Here is a 16,195-nt window from a genome sequence, read left to right on the forward strand (position 1 = left end):
CCGGCCTTTCACTAAACCCGCCCCGATTATAGGGACCAAGGACCGACCATGCCCGTTCTCGTGATGAAATTCGGCGGCACCTCCGTCGCCACGCTCGACCGGATCAAACGCGCCGCCAAACGGGTGGGGCTGGAAGTGGCCAAGGGCTATGACGTGATCGTCATCGTTTCGGCCATGTCCGGAAAAACCAACGAACTGGTCGGCTGGGTCAACGAAACCTCGCCGCTTTACGATGCGCGCGAATACGATGCGGTGGTCAGTTCCGGCGAAAACGTCACCGCCGGACTGATGGCGCTGACCTTGCAGGAAATGGGCGTGCCTGCGCGCAGCTGGCAGGGCTGGCAGGTGCCGGTGAAAACCACTGCGGCCCATGCCAATGCCCGGATCGAAGACATCCCGCCGGAAAACATTTCCAGCAAATTTGCCGAAGGCATGAAGGTTGCCGTTGTCGCCGGATTTCAGGGTATCAGCCCCGAAGGCCGGATCACCACGTTGGGCCGGGGCGGATCGGACACCACCGCCGTGGCCTTTGCCGCCGCGTTCGATGCGGACCGCTGTGACATCTACACCGATGTGGATGGCGTTTATACCACCGACCCGCGGATCAGTCAGAAGGCCCGCAAACTGCATAAGATTTCCTTTGAAGAAATGCTCGAACTGGCTTCGCTTGGTGCGAAGGTCCTGCAAACCCGTTCGGTCGAATTGGCAATGCGCTACAAGGTCAAACTGCGCGTGCTCAGTTCGTTCGAAGAACCGTCAGACGAAGCAGGGACGCTTGTCTGCGACGAGGAAGACACTATGGAAAACCGCCCAGTATCCGGAATCGCCTATTCGCGTGACGAAGCCAAGATGACCCTCATCTCGGTCGCTGACCGTCCCGGCATCGCCGCCGCAATTTTCGGACCATTGTCCGAAGCGGGGGTGAACGTGGATATGATCATTCAGAACATTTCCGAAGAAGGTCGTACCGACATGACCTTTTCGTGCCCGATCGATCAGGTGCTTCGGGCGCAAAAGGCGCTCAACGGTGCCAAGGAAAAAGGCGATATCAATTTCCACGATTTGATCGCCGATACCGATGTCTGCAAGGTCTCGGCGGTCGGAATCGGGATGCGGTCGCAATCCGGCGTTGCCGCCAAAATGTTCAAGACACTCTCGGATGAGGGCATCAACATAAAGGTGATTGCAACTTCCGAGATAAAAATTTCCGTCCTGATTGATCGGAAATACTTGGAACTTGCCGTCCAGTCGCTGCATGATGCGTTTGAACTGGAAAAAACGGCCTGAAACGATACGCTTGCCCGATGGGCCAGTGTTCTTTGCGAACGGCCGATACCAAAACGGGTTAATCGTGCATGACCGACGGGACCGAAAGCGAAAGCCGCAAACTGCTGCGCCGGCTGCGTAATGCGATGGCCGGCGACAGCGCCGGTCAGGCGCGGCTGGATGAAATCACCCATCTGATCGCCGATTCCATGGGCACCGAAGTGTGTTCGGTCTACCTGTTCCGCGATTCTGAAACGCTGGAACTTTGCGCCACCGAAGGTCTGAAACCCGAAGCCGTCCACCAAACCCGGATGCGCATGGGCGAAGGTCTGGTCGGTCGGGTCGCCAAAGCCGGGGCCGTGGTCAACGCCGCCGATGCGCCGTCGGCCAAGGGGTTCCGCTATATGCCGGAAACCGGCGAAGAACTCTATTCCTCCTTCCTTGGCGTGCCGATCCAGCGGCTGGGCGAAAAACTGGGCGTGTTGGTGGTGCAGTCGAAACAGGCGCGCGAATTTTCCGCCGACGAAGTCTATGCACTGGAAGTCGTCGCCATGGTTCTGGCCGAAATGACCGAACTGGGCGCCTTCACCGGCGAAGGGGCCGCCCTTTCGGCACGCCACCAGCAGCCGGTTCTGATCCGGGGCACCTCGGGACAGGAAGGTGCTGCCGAAGGTCATGTCTGGCTGCACGAACCGCGCGTGGTGGTGACCAACCCGATCGCCGAAGATCCGCATAAGGAACTCACCCGCCTGCACGAAGCGGTGGATACACTACGAATCAGCGTCGATCAGATGCTGGCCGGGGCATCCGGCGGAGATGCCGAACAGGTTCAGGTGCTTGAAGCCTACCGCATGTTCGCCAATTCCAAGGGCTGGATGCTGCGGATGCAAGAAGACATCAGCCGCGGGCTGTCTGCCGAAGCGGCGGTGGAAAAAGAACAATCAACCGCACGGGCGCGGTTAAGTCAGGTCAACGATGCCTATCTGCGCGACCGGCTGCACGATCTGGACGACCTGTCGAACCGGCTGTTGCGCATCCTGACCGGGCAAGGTTCCGATACCGGTGCGGAATTGCCACCCGATCCGATTCTGATCGCCCGCAATATCGGCCCGGCTGAACTGCTGGATTATGGCCGATCGCTGAAGGGGATCGTGCTGGAAGAAGGGTCGGTCGGATCGCATGCGGCCATCGTGGCGCGGGCGCTGGCAATTCCGTTGGTGATTCATGCCGGACGGATCATCACCGAGGCGCTCAATGGCAACCATATCATGGTCGATGGCGATCAGGGCGTCGTGCATCTGCGCCCCGATGATACCGTCGTCGCCGCGTTTCGCGATAAAATCGCGATGCAGGCCAAGGCACAGGAACGCTACGCCTCGATCCGGGAAAAACCCGCCACCACCAAATGCGGCAAAACGATCTCTTTGTTGATGAATGCCGGGTTGATGGCCGATCTGCCTTCCTTGCAGGATTCCGGTGCCGAAGGCGTCGGGCTGTTTCGCACCGAACTGCAATTCCTGGTGCGCAACAAGATGCCGAAACGGTCGGAACTGTCGGCGATCTATTCGCGGGTGCTGGACGCCGCCCAAGACAAGCGGGTGGTGTTTCGCACGCTCGATATCGGGTCGGACAAGGTGCTGCCCTATATGAAGCCGAATGACGAACCCAACCCGGCGCTTGGCTGGCGTGCCATCCGGGTTGGTCTGGACAAGCCGGGTGTGCTGAGAATGCAGTTGCAGGCGTTGCTGCGGGCCTCCAAGGGTCGTCCGATGTCGATCATGTTCCCCTTTGTCGCGCAATATGAAGAATTCAAAGCCGCGAAATGGGAAATGGAAAAGGCGCTGGAACGCGAACGCATTCTTGGTCATTCGGTCCCCGAACATCTTGAAGTCGGGGCGATGCTGGAAACGCCCTCACTGGCCTTTGCACCGGATCAATTCTATCAAGACGTCGATTTCCTGTCGATTGGCGGCAATGACCTGAAACAGTTCTTTTTTGCCGCCGACCGCGAAAATGAACGGGTGCGCCGACGCTACGATACCCTGAATGTCAGTTTCTTGACATTCCTCGAAGGCATCGTGAAACGCTGCGCCGCGTCGAACACCGCGCTCAGCTTTTGCGGTGAAGATGCCGGTCGCCCGGTCGAAGCGGCCTGTCTGGCGGCAATGGGGATACGCAGCTTGTCGATGCGCCCGGCTTCTATCGGTCCGGTCAAGAACATCCTGCGCGGCATCGATCTGGACGGGCTGCGCCAGGTGATCGAAACTGCCAGCCTGAACGGCGATCAGTCGGTACGCCCGGCAGTGATGGATTATCTGCGTAAACAGTCCTGATCGATTACCGCAACCGAACCGGCACCGATAGCGGCCCGCGGAAAGCCCAGCCGCCAAACGGTGCGTCGCCCACCAGCGCAATATCCGTGAAGCGCTCGAACAGCATCGGCAAAGCAACTTCGGCAATCAAACAGCGTGATGCCCAGGCCCCGGCACAGAAATGCGGCCCGGCACCAAAGGAAATCGCCGGGGCGATATCCTGCGATGGGTCGAAAATATCGGGGCGGGCAAACACGGTTTCATCGCGGTTTCCCGACCCGAACATGAAAAACAGCCGATCCTCGGCCTTCAGCGCGATCCCGTTCAGGTCATGATCCCGCGCAATGCGGCGCGGCGACATGCCGATCGGGCTGATCCAGCGGGCGTATTCTTCGAACACCTGCAACCAACTGATATCCCCCGCCCGCGCGGCCCGCAACCATTGCGGATGGGTCAACAGCGCCCAAGCGGCCCCGGCGATGGCGTCGCGTGGTTCGTTCTGACCACCCGAAATCGCCAGTTTCACATTGGCGCGCATCTGCGCCTCGTCCAGTCCCGCCTGCGTCTGAACCGCGATCAGGGATAGATCGGGATCGGAGCGCAGCGCCCCCATCCGTTCGCTGATATGGCGGTCGATCGAGGCGGTGCAATCGTCGCAATGGGCCGTTACCGCCGGGTCGCCCGCGTAATTGGAACAGCCATCGATCATGCCTTGGCTGACCCGGTCCATTTCGCGCCAATCCATATTGGTCAGCCCGGTGATCGATTTCAGCGCCTCGGCGCTGACCTCCATCGCGAAATCCTTGACCAGATCGGCCCGATCCTGCCCCGCCAGACGATCCAACGCCCGCGCGGTGGCCGCTTCGAATTGGGCTTTCCAGACATTTTTCACCGTCTTCGGCGATACGGTGGGGAAAATCGCGCGGCGTTCGTGCATGTGATCGTCGCCATCCTTGCGCATCATGTTCTGCCCCATCAGCACGGTCATCAGACCCTGCGGCTGATCCGACGAAAACACATCGACGTTTTTTTCATTCACAAAGATGTCGTCGCGCCGGGTGATCAGCGTGGCCCCCAACTGTGGCACGAAACAAACCGGCGTTTGCGCCCGCATCCGCGCCAGATCCGGATAGGGGTCGGCCCAGAACGTGGCGGGATCGATATCGTAAACTGGTGCATTAGACATACGGCTTCCTCCCAGCCGAAAGAGTGGAACAGGCGTTCGGCAAGGTCCAGCGTTTTGGCCCGCAATCGCCTTTGCAGCGCTAGCTTTCGGAAACGCGCGGGGTCACCCGCTGCCGCAGTTGATCCACCAGTTGATCCTGCGCCGTGTCGGCTTCGATTGCCAAACGGCGCAGCCGGAAATGCACATGCGCCATGTCCTGATAATAGCTGGTATAGGCGTAATTCGTTGCCGCCCCCGCCATTGCCCCGAGAACCGGCACCGCCTGCGCTGCCAGTTTCTGCCCCAGAACATTGGCCAGACGCGGTGCGATCTTGGCGATCAAGGCTTGCAAGCTGGCACCGCGCAACGTCATCCGCGACGTCAGAAACGCCAGATCGGCCCCATCATCATGATCCAGCGGCCCGGCCGAGGCAAACACCCGGATACAATCGAATTGCACGTTTTCCGCCGCCGGATCGAACCCCTGCTCTGCTGCCACGCCCTGGATCGACCGCAGCAGGATGGTGGTGGTGACCGGCAATTCGGCCATTGCCGAGGGCAGACCGCCAAACCCGCCCGCCGCGCCCATCGCGGTTGTCACGGTCGTGTTCAACCACCCCGGCTGATCTCCGATCACCCCGCGCGAACGATGCGCCGCCTTCATCGCCAGACCCAGCGCGGTTTCGGTCGCCCCGTCGAGATTGCCGCGAATGCTTTCGGGCAGCCGGTCCAGCAATTGATCGGCCTGACCGCCGATCATGTTCAGCACCTGAATACCCAAGCCCCCGGCCTTGCGATAGCGCAGGGCCAATTGGTCCAATTCCGCCTCTAAATCAACGATTTCTGTCGCAGCGTTTTCGATCAGCATGATTGAACCTTTTGTTCAGCCTAGCCTAAAAATGGCTATTCCGGCTGAGGTTTCAAGCGTCAATGCGGGTAACGTCACCACTCACGCCGTCCCATGCCCCCTCAGACACCGCATAGCCCAATACCCGGTCGGGGTTGGTCGGCGGCGGCATGATCACATTGTTCAGCCTGCTGAACCCGAACCGGGTGTAATAAGGCGCATCGCCCACCAGCATCACCCGGTCCCGACCTTCGGCCCGACCGCGTTCCAGCCCCGACTGGATCAGCAAACCGCCCAATCCTTCGCCCTGCCGTGTCGGATGCACCGCCACCGGTCCCAGCAACAGGGCGGGCTGTCCGCCCACCCGCACCGGCCAGAACCGGATCGCCCCCGCCAATATCCCATCCGCGTCGCGCGCAACCAGCGACATCGACCTGACCGGATCGACGCCATCGCGCAGACGATAGGACGACAACGCGGTTCGGCCGGGGGCAAAGCACAGGTCGTAAAGCGCCTCGACTTCCCACCAATCATCTGCTGTTTCAGGGTTCAGCGTATACAAAGCCGCCTCGATATTGCCTATTGGGATTTGACTTTCGGGTGGAAACGCCACTAGCACGGCGCTAGGCCTGACACAAACCACAAAGGGCAGTCGCAGACAGGAGGCGAAGGGCAGTTGTTTTACGAACCCAAAGACGGACATGGATTGCCGCACAATCCCTTCAACGCCATCGTCACGCCGCGACCGATCGGCTGGATTTCCAGCCGCAGCGCGGACGGCCATGACAATCTGGCGCCCTATTCCTTTTTCAACGCGATTGCCTATGTGCCGCCGCAGGTGATGTTCTGTTCGACCGGCACCAAGCCGGATCAGGATGGCACCAAGGACAGCGTCGCCAATATCCGCGAAACCGGCGTGTTCGCGGTGAATGTGGTGTCTTACGCCCTGCGCGATGCGATGAATGCCAGTTCCGCTTCGTTGGCCGCTGTGGATGATGAATTCGCCCATGCCGGGCTAACCAAGGCCGACTGCAACACCATCCCGTGTTCTTATGTGGTCGACGCCCCGGCGGTGCTGGAATGCAAATTGCGCCAGATTATTGAACTGGACGGCGAAGCCAACCGGATGGTGATCGGCGAAGTGACCGGCATACATATGCGCGACGATTGCCTGAAAGACGGTGTTTTCGACGTCACCACGTTTCAGCCGCTGGCGCGGTTGGGGTATCGGGATTATTCCGTCGTCAAAGACCTGTTTGCCCTGTCGCGCCCCGACGACAACGGCTGAGATGACTTGTCCCCGCGCTGTGGGTGCGTAATCTGGCACCGCCACAACAGGAGAAGTCAGGAACCATGAACACTTATATCGGCGTCATCGGCGGATCAGGTATCTATGATATCGAAGGATTGGAAAACGCCGAATGGGTCAGCGTGTCCGGCCCTTGGGGGGCCCCGTCGGATCAGATCCTGACCGGCAACCTTGACGGCGTGAACATGGCGTTCCTGCCCCGCCACGGCCGCGGCCATGTCCATTCGCCTTCCACCGTGCCCTACCGCGCCAATATCGACGCACTGAAACGGCTGGGCGTGACGGACGTGATCAGCGTGTCGGCCTGTGGGTCGTTTCGCGAAGACAGGGCGCCGGGCGATTTCGTGATCGTGGATCAATTCATCGACCGCACCTTCGCGCGCGACAAAAGCTTCTTCGGCGCGGGATGCGTCGCCCATGTCAGCGTCGCCCACCCGACCTGCCCGCGCCTGTCCGACGCCTGTTATACCGCCGCCAAGGACGCCGGGATCACCGTGCATAAGGGCGGCACCTATCTGGCGATGGAGGGACCGCAGTTTTCGTCGCTGGCGGAATCGAAGCTGTACCGGGAAAACTGGGGCTGTGACGTGATCGGCATGACCAACATGCCCGAAGCGAAATTGGCCCGCGAAGCCGAACTTTGCTATGCCTCTGTTGCAATGATCACCGATTACGACAGCTGGCACCCGCATCATGGCGAAGTCGATATTTCCGACATCATCGCCACCCTGACCGGCAATGCCGACAAGGGCCGGGATCTGGTCAAACGGCTGCCGGTGCTGCTGGGTACGGATCGTGCCCCTTGCCCGCACGGCTGCGATCGGGCGCTCGATTACGCCATCCTGACCGCGCCAGACGCGCGCGACCCGGCGATGGTCGCGAAACTGGATGCGGTGGCGGGTCGGGTGTTGTAACCGGCCCCTGATCCGGGCGTCTTATTCGCGATGTTCGCTCATGAAGTGCCGGATAAACCGGCGGATTTCACGCGCGGCGCTGGTATCCATCTCCTTGCACAATTCGACAAAGTCGTCCCGTTCGTCCTTATCCAGACGCAAAACCAACTGACTGTCTTTCTTGCTGGATTTCTTTGCATCTTTCTTCGGCACGCGTGATCCTCGTTCGTGCTTGAAATTTTCGCATATACACTGTATATACATAATACAGCAACTCGCTGCACAAATACTAATTGCGGCATTACAGGCGAAAAGGAAAGATAAAATGAACCTTCTTTCAGCAAAAAGCATGCTTGTGCGCGACCGCATGGATTGGCGCAAACCGCATGTCCCTTGGTTGTCGAACAAATTCTACCGGTTTTTCTCGAATGACCGCTGAATAGGCATCGCCGCCGCCCTTCGGGGCGGCGTTTATCTATCTGGCCCTTGAAACCCTGATCCAGCCTTGCGAAACCTGCAGGGAAATCCGTTTCAAGGAAGAACGCCATGGGTCAGGCCCCCAAAACCGTCAAAGATTACATTCGCACCATCGTTGATTTCCCGCATGAAGGGATCATGTTCCGCGATGTCACCACGCTTTTCGCCGATCCGCGCGGGTTCCGCATGTGCGTCGACCAATTGCTGCATCCCTATACCGGACAGCGCATCGACAAGGTGGTCGGGTTGGAAGCGCGCGGTTTCATCCTTGGCGGCGCGGTGGCGCATCAGCTGGGCACCGGTTTTGTGCCGATCCGCAAGAAAGGCAAGCTGCCCCACACCACGATCAGCCAAGAATACCAGTTGGAATATGGCGAAGCGATCGTTGAAATCCACGATGACGCGATCGAGCCGGGGGAAACCATCCTTCTGGTCGATGACCTGCTGGCCACCGGTGGCACCGCCGAGGCCGGGATCAAGCTGATCGAACGGCTGGGTGGTCAGATCGTCGGCTGCGCCTTTGTTGTCGATCTGCCCGAACTGGGGGGGCGCGACCGGCTGCAGGGGCTGGGCTTCGACATTCATGCGCTATGCGCGTTCGACGGGCTGTAATGCCTCCATGGTCTTTCCGGTTGAAAAACCGGCCACAACAGGCAAGAAAGCAAAGCGCGTCATAGTCATGCGCCCTTTGTCTTCGTCGATGACCAGAAAGAACCGATGCGCCGATTGATATTCCCTTTGTTCTTTGGATTGCTTGGGGCTGCCGTGCTGATCGCATTGGGCAGTTGGCAGGTCCAGCGGCTGCATTGGAAACAGGGTGTTCTGGCCGAAATCGAAGCCCGTATTCACGCCGATCCGGTCGCCCTGCCCGCCGACCCCGATCCGGTCCGGGACCGGTTCCTGCCGGTCACGGTCACCGGCACGATAACCCCGCCGACGCTACGGGTGCTGGTCAGCCAGAAAACCGTCGGGGCCGGCTATCGGCTGATCGACGCGCTGGAAACCGCACAAGGCCGCCGCATCCTGGTGGATCGCGGCTTTGTTGGGCTGGAAATCGACCCCTCCGCCCCCCCTGCTGGCGTTGTCACCGTCACCGGCAATCTGCACTGGCCCGATGAACGCGACGGCTTCACCCCGGAAAATGACCGCGCCGCGAATATCTGGTTCGCCCGCGACCTCGGGATCATGGCGCAAGACCTGAACACCGAACCGGTTCTGCTGATCGCGCGCAACACGTCGTTCGACGATGCACCGGTATCGCCGCTGCCGGTCGGCACCGACGGCATCCCTAACGATCATTTCGAATATGCCGTTACATGGTATGGGCTAGCCGCCGTTTGGTTGGCGATGCTTGGCCTGTTCCTGTGGCGCATCTATAAATCTACACGCAACCCGCACGAAGGGACCAAGCCGTGAAATATATCTCGACCCGTGGCAAAGCGCCCGTTCTGAATTTCGAACAAGCCATGATGACCGGGCTGGCCCGCGATGGCGGGCTGTACCTGCCCGAAACCATCCCGACGCTCAGCCCCGATGACATCGCGGCACTGGCCGGGCTGAGCTATGAAGAAACCGCGTTTCGCATCATGAAGCCCTTCATCGGGGACTGTTTCACCGATGACGAATTCCGCGACATCATCGCCAAGGCCTATGCCGGGTTCGGCCATGCCGCGCGCGCGCCTCTGGTGCAGCTGGACAGCAACCATTTCCTGCTGGAACTGTTCCACGGTCCCACCCTTGCGTTCAAGGATTTCGCGATGCAGCTGATCGGTCAGCTGTTTCAGGCGTCGCTGAAACGGTCGGGCGGGCATGTGACCATCGCGGGCGCCACCAGCGGCGACACCGGATCGGCGGCGATCGAAGCCTTCAAGGGGCTGGAAGCGGTCGACGTTTTCATCCTGTTCCCGCATGGCCGGGTGTCCGAAGTCCAGCGGCGGCAAATGACCACCCCCGCCGAAAGCAACGTGCATGCTTTGGCGATGGATGGGCATTTCGACGATTGTCAGGCCCGCGTGAAGGACATGTTCAACGATTTCGACTTCCGCGACGGGGTGCATCTGGCCGGGGTCAATTCGATCAACTTCGCCCGGGTTCTGGCGCAGGTGGTGTATTACTTCAGCTCCGCCGTCAGCCTTGGCGCGCCGCAACGCAAGGTCAGCTTCACCGTCCCCACCGGCAATTTCGGCGACATCTTCGCGGGCTATATCGCCAAGCGGATGGGCCTGCCGATCGACCGGCTGGTGGTCGCCACCAACCAGAACGACATCCTGCATCGCTGCCTGAGCAGCGGCGACTACCGCCCCGATGGGGTGGTGCCCTCGATCAGCCCGTCGATGGACATTCAGGTCAGTTCGAATTTCGAACGCGCACTGTTTTACGCCTATGATCAAGACGGCGCAGCGGTGGCGCAACTGATGGAAGAACTCAGCGCGGGCGGCTTCACCGTCAGCCAAGGCGCGTTGCAGGCGCTACGCGAAGTCTTCGACAGCGGCCATTGTTCCGAAGCCGAAACCAGCGCCACCATCCGCACGTTGTTCGACACCACCGGCGAATTGCTGTGTCCGCATTCGGCCGTCGGCGTCAAGGTGGCCAATGAACTGCGCGACGCGGATGTGCCGATGATCACCCTGGCCACCGCGCACCCGGCCAAATTCCCCGCAGCGGTCGAAGCCGCAAGCGGTCAACACCCGGACTTGCCGACCCGCATGGCCGACCTGTATGACCGTTCGGAACGGGTCAGCCGGATCGCCAATGATCTGGGTGCCATCGAGGATTTGATCAAGGATCGCATTGCCAAGTGACAGTAGAGCTTCATACCCTTTCCAACGGGTTCCGGATCGTTTCCGAAAACATGCCCGGCCTGCAATCGGCCTCTATCGGCATCTGGGTGCTGGCCGGCGGTCGGCATGAACGGCTGGAACAGAATGGCATCGCGCATTTTCTGGAACATATGGCCTTCAAGGGCACCAAGACCCGAACCGCGCTACAGATTGCCGAAACCATCGAAGATGTCGGCGGCTACATGAACGCCTATACGTCGCGCGAAGTAACGGCCTATTACGCCCGCGTATTGCAGGCCGATGTGCCGCTGGCGCTGGATGTGCTGGCCGATATCGTGCTGAACCCGATCTTCGAACACCGCGAAATCGAAATCGAACGCGGCGTGATCTTGCAGGAAATCGGTCAGGCGCTCGATACGCCGGACGATGTGATCTTCGACTGGCTGCAGGAACAGGCCTATCCCGGTCAGGCGCTGGGCCGCACCATTCTGGGCCCGGCGGAAAAGGTCAGCAGCTTTACCCGCGAAGATCTGGCCCGCTTCGTGGCCGAACAATACGGCCCCGGTCAGATGATCCTGTCGGCAGCCGGTGCCGTCGATCACGACGCGCTGGTGCGTGAGGCCGAAAAACTGTTCGGTCACCTGTCGCCGCTGATCACCACAACCCATGACAGCGCCAGCTTCCAGGGCGGTGAATTCCGCAAGGTCAAACCATTGGAACAGGCGCATTTCGCGCTGGCCTTCGAAAGCCCCGATTACGGCAGCGATCAAATCCATGCTGCACAGGTTTACGCCAATGCGCTGGGTGGCGGCATGTCGAGCCGCCTGTTCCAGGAAATCCGTGAAAAACGCGGGCTTTGCTACAGTATTTTCGCCCAGGCGGGGGCCTATGTCGATACCGGCATGATGACCATCTATGCTGGTACTTCTGCCGATCAGCTGGATGAATTGGCAACCGTCACGCTGGACGAAATGAAACGCGCCGCCGAAGACATGACCGAAGAAGAAATTGCCCGCGCCCGGGTGCAGATGAAGGCCGGTCTTCTGATGGGGCTGGAAAGCCCGTCGAACCGCGCCGAACGGCTGGCCCGGATGGTGCAGATCTGGGGCCGGGTGCCAGATGTCGAAGAAGTCGTCGCCAAGATCGACAATGTCAGCCTGAAAGACGTCAGCGCCTTTGCCGAAACCATGGCGGTCAGCGCGCCCGCCGCTTTGGCGCTTTACGGCCCGGTCGAACACGCGCCCTCATTGGCGACGCTGCAACAAAGGCGTGCAGCATGATGCTGAGGCCCAAACGACAGGTCCGGATCGAAACCGAACGCCTGACGTTGCGGCCGCCGATACATGCCGATTTTCGGCCCTGGACCGGTTTGCGCCGTAGCAGCCGGGCCTTTCTGAAACCCTGGGAACCGTCCTGGGCGAACGATCACCTGGGCCGCAAAGCCTTTGCCAACCGGGTCTATTGGGCCAATCGCGCGGTCAAGAACGACACCGCGTTGCCGTTGTTCATGTTCCGCCGCGACGGTGAAGAATTGGTCGGTGCAATCACGTTGGACCATATCCGCCGCGGCCCGGCCCAGTCGGGCACGCTGGGCTATTGGGTTGGTGAAGCGCATGCCCGGCAGGGCTATATGCGCGAAGCGATCGACGCGCTGGTCTATCACGCCTTTCACCGCATGGATCTGAGCCGGATCGAAGCGGCCTGCCTGCCAGAAAACAAACCGTCGCGCGATCTGCTGGAAAAATGCGGTTTCAAATACGAAGGCGTGGCGCAAAGCTATCTGGAAATCGACGGGCGCTGGCGCACCCATGTTCTGTATGCCTGTATCCGGCTGGACCGGCGCGGACGAACCGAACCGATCTGATCGCGGCAACGGCCGCGTTTGAACAATCCGGCCGTGACAAATATCAAAACCGTTCTATCTTTCCTCCCCAGGAAAGAGGACCGCGCCCGTGATCAGACTCAGCATCGCTCTTGTCGCCCTGTTGCTGGCCCATGCCGCCCCGGCCCAGACCCGCAAACCCAGCCATTGCATCGCCATCGCCGATGCGGCGCCGGGCCTGTCTTATCTGCACAAGGCGTCGTTCCGCGACCCGTTGCCCGACTATACCGTCAGGATCAGCTACCTCGCCCATGCGTCCTTCCTGATCCAATCGCCCGGCGGGATCGGAGCCGTGACCGATTACACCGGCTTCATCGGCAATGTCGATTACATCCCCGATGCGGTTACCATGAACCATGCCCACGATACCCATTGGACCGCCGCCCCTGACCCGGCCATCGCGCATGTGCTGCGCGGCTGGGGTGCGGAACATGGCAAAGGCATCGATCATCATCTCGACCTTGGCGACATGATGATCCGCAACGTGTCCACCGATATCCGGTCCTTTGGCGGGATCGAAGCCAAGGGCAATTCGATCTTCGTGTTCGAAGTGGCGGGGCTGTGTATCGGCCATCTGGGCCATCTGCATCACGAACCGGATGCGGCGCAATACGCCGCGCTTGGGCGGCTCGACGTGGTGATGGCCCCGGTTGATGGCGGCATGACGCTGGACCTTCCAACGATGATCAGGGTGTTGCAACGGCTGAAATCTTCGGTGGTGATCCCGATGCACTGGTTCGGCGACGGCACGCTGTCGGCGTTCCTGCGTGGCATCGGCAGTGATTTTGCCATTCAGCAGGTCGAAGACAACACGCTGACCCTGTCGCTGCGGACCCTGCCGCGCAACCCGACCGTGATGGTGTTACAACCGCGCTACCTGCGCTGAGGGCTGGACGGGACGGCCGATCCTGCTAATCCTGTGGTCATGAACCTGAACCCAGTCACCCCCGCCTTCCTTGAAACGCTGCAAAGCGTCCTGCCCGACCGTTGCCTGCGCCCTGCCGATCCGCGTTATCTGGAAGAACCGCGCGGCCGCTGGAAGGGACAGGCCGGGGCGATCGTGGCCCCGGACAGCACGGAACAGGTCGCGGCCGTGCTTAAGGCTGCGAACGCGGCCCGGGTGCCGGTTGTGCCCTATGGCGGCGGTACCGGGCTTGTCGGCGGTCAGATCATGGCGGACGGCCCTGCGCCGCTGCTGCTGTCGCTGGAACGGATGACCAAGATCCGCGCGCTTTACCCCGAAGAAAACGTCATGGTCGCAGACGCCGGGGCGATCTTGCAGGATATCCACGAGGCGGCATTGGCCGCCGACCGGCTGTTTCCGATGTCGATCGCGGCCAAGGGTTCGGCGCGGATCGGGGGGTGTCTGGCCACCAATGCCGGCGGCGTCAACGTGCTGCGCTATGGCAATACCCGCGATCTGGCCCTCGGGTTGGAAGCGGTGCTGCCCGATGGCCGGATCTGGAACGGGCTGACCCGGCTGCGCAAGGACAATACCGGCTACGACCTGCGCGACCTGCTGATCGGGTCCGAAGGCACGCTTGGCGTGATCACCGCCGCCGCGCTGAAACTGGCGCCACGGCCCGCCGGTGAAGGCACCGCGCTGATCGTGGTCGACAGCCCGGCCGCCGCGCTGACGCTGCTGTCGCTGGCCCGCGATCACATGGGCGAAGGCGTGTCCGCATTCGAACTGATCCACGGCACCGGGTTGGAATTCCTGGCCGAAAAGCTGCCGCAACTGCGACAACCCTTTGCCGAAGCCCCCGAATGGATGGTGCTGATCGATGTCGGGCTGGCGCGCGGCATCGATCCGGCCACGGCGCTGGAAAACCTGTTCGTCGCCGGGCTGGAGGCGGGTCTGGTCTCCGACGGGCTGATCGCGCAATCGCAGCAGCAGCGGCAGGATTTCTGGGAAATCCGCGAACAGATCCCCGAAGCCAACCGCCTAGTCGGGTCGATCAGTTCGCATGACATTTCCCTGCCGCTCAGCACAATCGCCGATTTCATCACCAAAGGCGGCGACATCCTGCGCCGGATGGGGGATTTTCGGATCAACTGTTTCGGCCATCTGGGCGACGGCAACCTGCATTACAACGTCTTCCCCGCCAAGGGCCGGCAGAAATCCGACTACCTTGATCAACGCGACGCGGTGCAGCGCGCGGTGCATGATCTGGTCGATGAATTCGACGGATCGTTCAGCGCCGAACATGGCGTTGGTCGGTTGAAAGTGGCGGATCTGGAACGCTATGGCGATCCGGTCAAGCTACAGATGATGCGGTCGATCAAAACCGCGTTCGATCCCAATGGCATCCTCAATCCGGGCGCGGTTCTGCGCGCCTGACGCTTTCATCTAGGCAAAAATACTCCGGGCCCGTCTTTGCCGAAAATGAAAAAACCCGCGCCGAAGCGCGGGTTTCAAAACTTTCGAAGATCCTGACGGTCAGCCGCCCCAGATGTAAACGGCGGCGAACAGGAACAGCCACACGACGTCAACAAAGTGCCAATACCAAGCGGCAGCTTCGAACCCGACATGGGCCTCGGGGGTGAAATCCCCTTTTATTGCGCGCAGTAAACAGATCGCTAGGAAAATGGTTCCGACCACCACGTGGAAACCGTGGAACCCGGTCGCCATGAAGAAGTTGGCGCCATAAATATTGCCCGAGAACCCAAAGGCCGCGTGGCTGTATTCATATATCTGGAAAACGGTGAACAACGCGCCCAGCAGAACCGCGATCAGCAGACCGTTGATCATGTCCTTGCGGTTGTTTTCATGCGCGATCGCGTGGTGCGCCCAAGTGGCCGCAGCCCCCGAACACAGCAGGATCAGCGTGTTGATCAGCGGCAGATGCCACGGATCGAAAGTTTCGATCCCGACCGGCGGCCAAACACCGTCAACAGCGGGCGATTGCGGCCCCATCGGGTACATGGCGTGCTTGAAGAAGCTCCAGAACCACGCTGCGAAGAACATGACTTCGGACATGATGAACAGCATGAAGCCATAGCGCAGGCCGATCTTCACCACCGGGGTGTGATCGCCGGTATTGCCTTCTTTGACAACTTCCGACCACCAGGCAAACATCACGTAAAGAACACCGGCGAACCCGGCCAGAAGCATCCAAGGGCCATGATCGTGGAAGTACAGCACTGCTCCGAAAAGCATTACGAACCCGGCCACTGCACCCATCAGGGGATACAGAGAGGGGGGCAAAATATGATAGTCGTGGTTTTTCTCGTGCGCCATTGCGTTTCCCTCGTTGGAAGGTT

General features: G+C 60.5%; 16 protein-coding genes. 11 read left to right on the top strand and 5 right to left on the bottom strand.

What is annotated here, in order from left to right; all coding sequences use genetic code 11:
* Positions 1 to 48: 48 nt before the first annotated feature.
* Both TG4357_RS05605 and ptsP read left to right on the top strand, forming a co-directional pair.
* Positions 49 to 1,287 carry an aspartate kinase gene (locus tag TG4357_RS05605; RefSeq protein ID WP_058261885.1) on the top strand — a complete coding sequence of 413 codons (1,239 nt, stop codon included), beginning with the start codon at positions 49 to 51 and terminating at the stop codon, positions 1,285 to 1,287.
* Between the two features lie 68 nt (positions 1,288 to 1,355).
* A complete protein-coding gene (gene ptsP / locus TG4357_RS05610; RefSeq protein WP_058261886.1) occupies positions 1,356 to 3,599 on the top strand; it encodes a phosphoenolpyruvate--protein phosphotransferase in 2,244 nt (747 codons plus the stop codon).
* 4 nt (positions 3,600 to 3,603) lie between these two features.
* On the opposite strand, the gene TG4357_RS05615 is transcribed toward ptsP, so the two are convergent.
* From TG4357_RS05615 to TG4357_RS05625, 3 genes are all read right to left on the bottom strand, one after another.
* A complete protein-coding gene (locus TG4357_RS05615) occupies positions 3,604 to 4,764 on the bottom strand; it encodes a cytochrome P450 (protein ID WP_058261887.1) in 1,161 nt (386 codons plus the stop codon).
* A 79-nt stretch (positions 4,765 to 4,843) separates the two neighbouring features.
* Positions 4,844 to 5,611, bottom strand: coding sequence for an EcsC family protein (locus TG4357_RS05620; RefSeq protein ID WP_058261888.1), 768 nt, complete (start codon positions 5,609 to 5,611; stop codon positions 4,844 to 4,846).
* Positions 5,612 to 5,663: 52 nt separating this feature from the next.
* Complete coding sequence (locus TG4357_RS05625) at positions 5,664 to 6,152, bottom strand: GNAT family N-acetyltransferase (protein ID WP_058261889.1); 489 nt, start codon at positions 6,150 to 6,152, stop codon at positions 5,664 to 5,666.
* Between the two features lie 114 nt (positions 6,153 to 6,266).
* Between TG4357_RS05625 and TG4357_RS05630 the strand changes: the two genes are divergently transcribed.
* Together TG4357_RS05630 and TG4357_RS05635 are read left to right on the top strand one after the other, a co-directional pair.
* The gene (locus TG4357_RS05630; RefSeq protein WP_058261890.1) at positions 6,267 to 6,878 is read left to right on the top strand and encodes a flavin reductase family protein; all 612 of its coding nucleotides are present in this window, start codon (positions 6,267 to 6,269) and stop codon (positions 6,876 to 6,878) included.
* Positions 6,879 to 6,943: 65 nt separating this feature from the next.
* The gene (locus TG4357_RS05635; protein ID WP_058261891.1) at positions 6,944 to 7,813 is read left to right on the top strand and encodes an S-methyl-5'-thioadenosine phosphorylase; all 870 of its coding nucleotides are present in this window, start codon (positions 6,944 to 6,946) and stop codon (positions 7,811 to 7,813) included.
* A 21-nt stretch (positions 7,814 to 7,834) separates the two neighbouring features.
* On the opposite strand, the gene TG4357_RS19665 is transcribed toward TG4357_RS05635, so the two are convergent.
* Positions 7,835 to 8,005 (bottom strand): hypothetical protein, encoded by a 171-nt coding sequence (locus TG4357_RS19665; RefSeq protein ID WP_168370970.1) that lies wholly within the window; start codon positions 8,003 to 8,005, stop codon positions 7,835 to 7,837.
* A gap of 333 nt (positions 8,006 to 8,338) precedes the next feature.
* Here TG4357_RS19665 and TG4357_RS05640 point away from each other — a divergent pair, with 333 nt between their 5' ends.
* The 7 genes from TG4357_RS05640 (at position 8,339) to TG4357_RS05670 (ending at position 15,272) form a co-directional block, all read left to right on the top strand.
* Positions 8,339 to 8,881 carry an adenine phosphoribosyltransferase gene (locus TG4357_RS05640; RefSeq protein ID WP_058261892.1) on the top strand — a complete coding sequence of 181 codons (543 nt, stop codon included), beginning with the start codon at positions 8,339 to 8,341 and terminating at the stop codon, positions 8,879 to 8,881.
* A gap of 105 nt (positions 8,882 to 8,986) precedes the next feature.
* Positions 8,987 to 9,685, top strand: a complete 699-nt coding sequence (locus tag TG4357_RS05645) for an SURF1 family protein (RefSeq protein WP_058261893.1) — start codon at positions 8,987 to 8,989, stop codon at positions 9,683 to 9,685.
* Positions 9,682 to 11,070 carry a threonine synthase gene (gene thrC / locus TG4357_RS05650; protein WP_058261894.1) on the top strand — a complete coding sequence of 463 codons (1,389 nt, stop codon included), beginning with the start codon at positions 9,682 to 9,684 and terminating at the stop codon, positions 11,068 to 11,070. The genes TG4357_RS05645 and thrC overlap by 4 nt, the downstream gene beginning before the upstream one ends.
* Positions 11,067 to 12,329 (top strand): M16 family metallopeptidase, encoded by a 1,263-nt coding sequence (locus TG4357_RS05655; protein ID WP_058261895.1) that lies wholly within the window; start codon positions 11,067 to 11,069, stop codon positions 12,327 to 12,329. The genes thrC and TG4357_RS05655 overlap by 4 nt, the downstream gene beginning before the upstream one ends.
* Positions 12,329 to 12,913 carry a GNAT family N-acetyltransferase gene (locus TG4357_RS05660; RefSeq protein WP_058262393.1) on the top strand — a complete coding sequence of 195 codons (585 nt, stop codon included), beginning with the start codon at positions 12,329 to 12,331 and terminating at the stop codon, positions 12,911 to 12,913. The genes TG4357_RS05655 and TG4357_RS05660 overlap by 1 nt, the downstream gene beginning before the upstream one ends.
* Before the next feature lie 88 nt (positions 12,914 to 13,001).
* Positions 13,002 to 13,817, top strand: a complete 816-nt coding sequence (locus TG4357_RS05665) for an MBL fold metallo-hydrolase (RefSeq protein ID WP_058261896.1) — start codon at positions 13,002 to 13,004, stop codon at positions 13,815 to 13,817.
* Positions 13,818 to 13,856: 39 nt separating this feature from the next.
* Positions 13,857 to 15,272, top strand: coding sequence for an FAD-binding oxidoreductase (locus TG4357_RS05670; protein WP_058261897.1), 1,416 nt, complete (start codon positions 13,857 to 13,859; stop codon positions 15,270 to 15,272).
* A 99-nt stretch (positions 15,273 to 15,371) separates the two neighbouring features.
* Here TG4357_RS05670 and TG4357_RS05675 read toward each other — a convergent pair whose 3' ends face one another.
* Positions 15,372 to 16,172 (bottom strand): cytochrome c oxidase subunit 3, encoded by an 801-nt coding sequence (locus TG4357_RS05675; protein ID WP_058261898.1) that lies wholly within the window; start codon positions 16,170 to 16,172, stop codon positions 15,372 to 15,374.
* Positions 16,173 to 16,195: the final 23 nt, after the last annotated feature.

Source organism: Thalassovita gelatinovora, assembly GCF_001458355.1.
Classification (GTDB): Bacteria; Pseudomonadota; Alphaproteobacteria; order Rhodobacterales; family Rhodobacteraceae; genus Thalassobius; species Thalassobius gelatinovorus.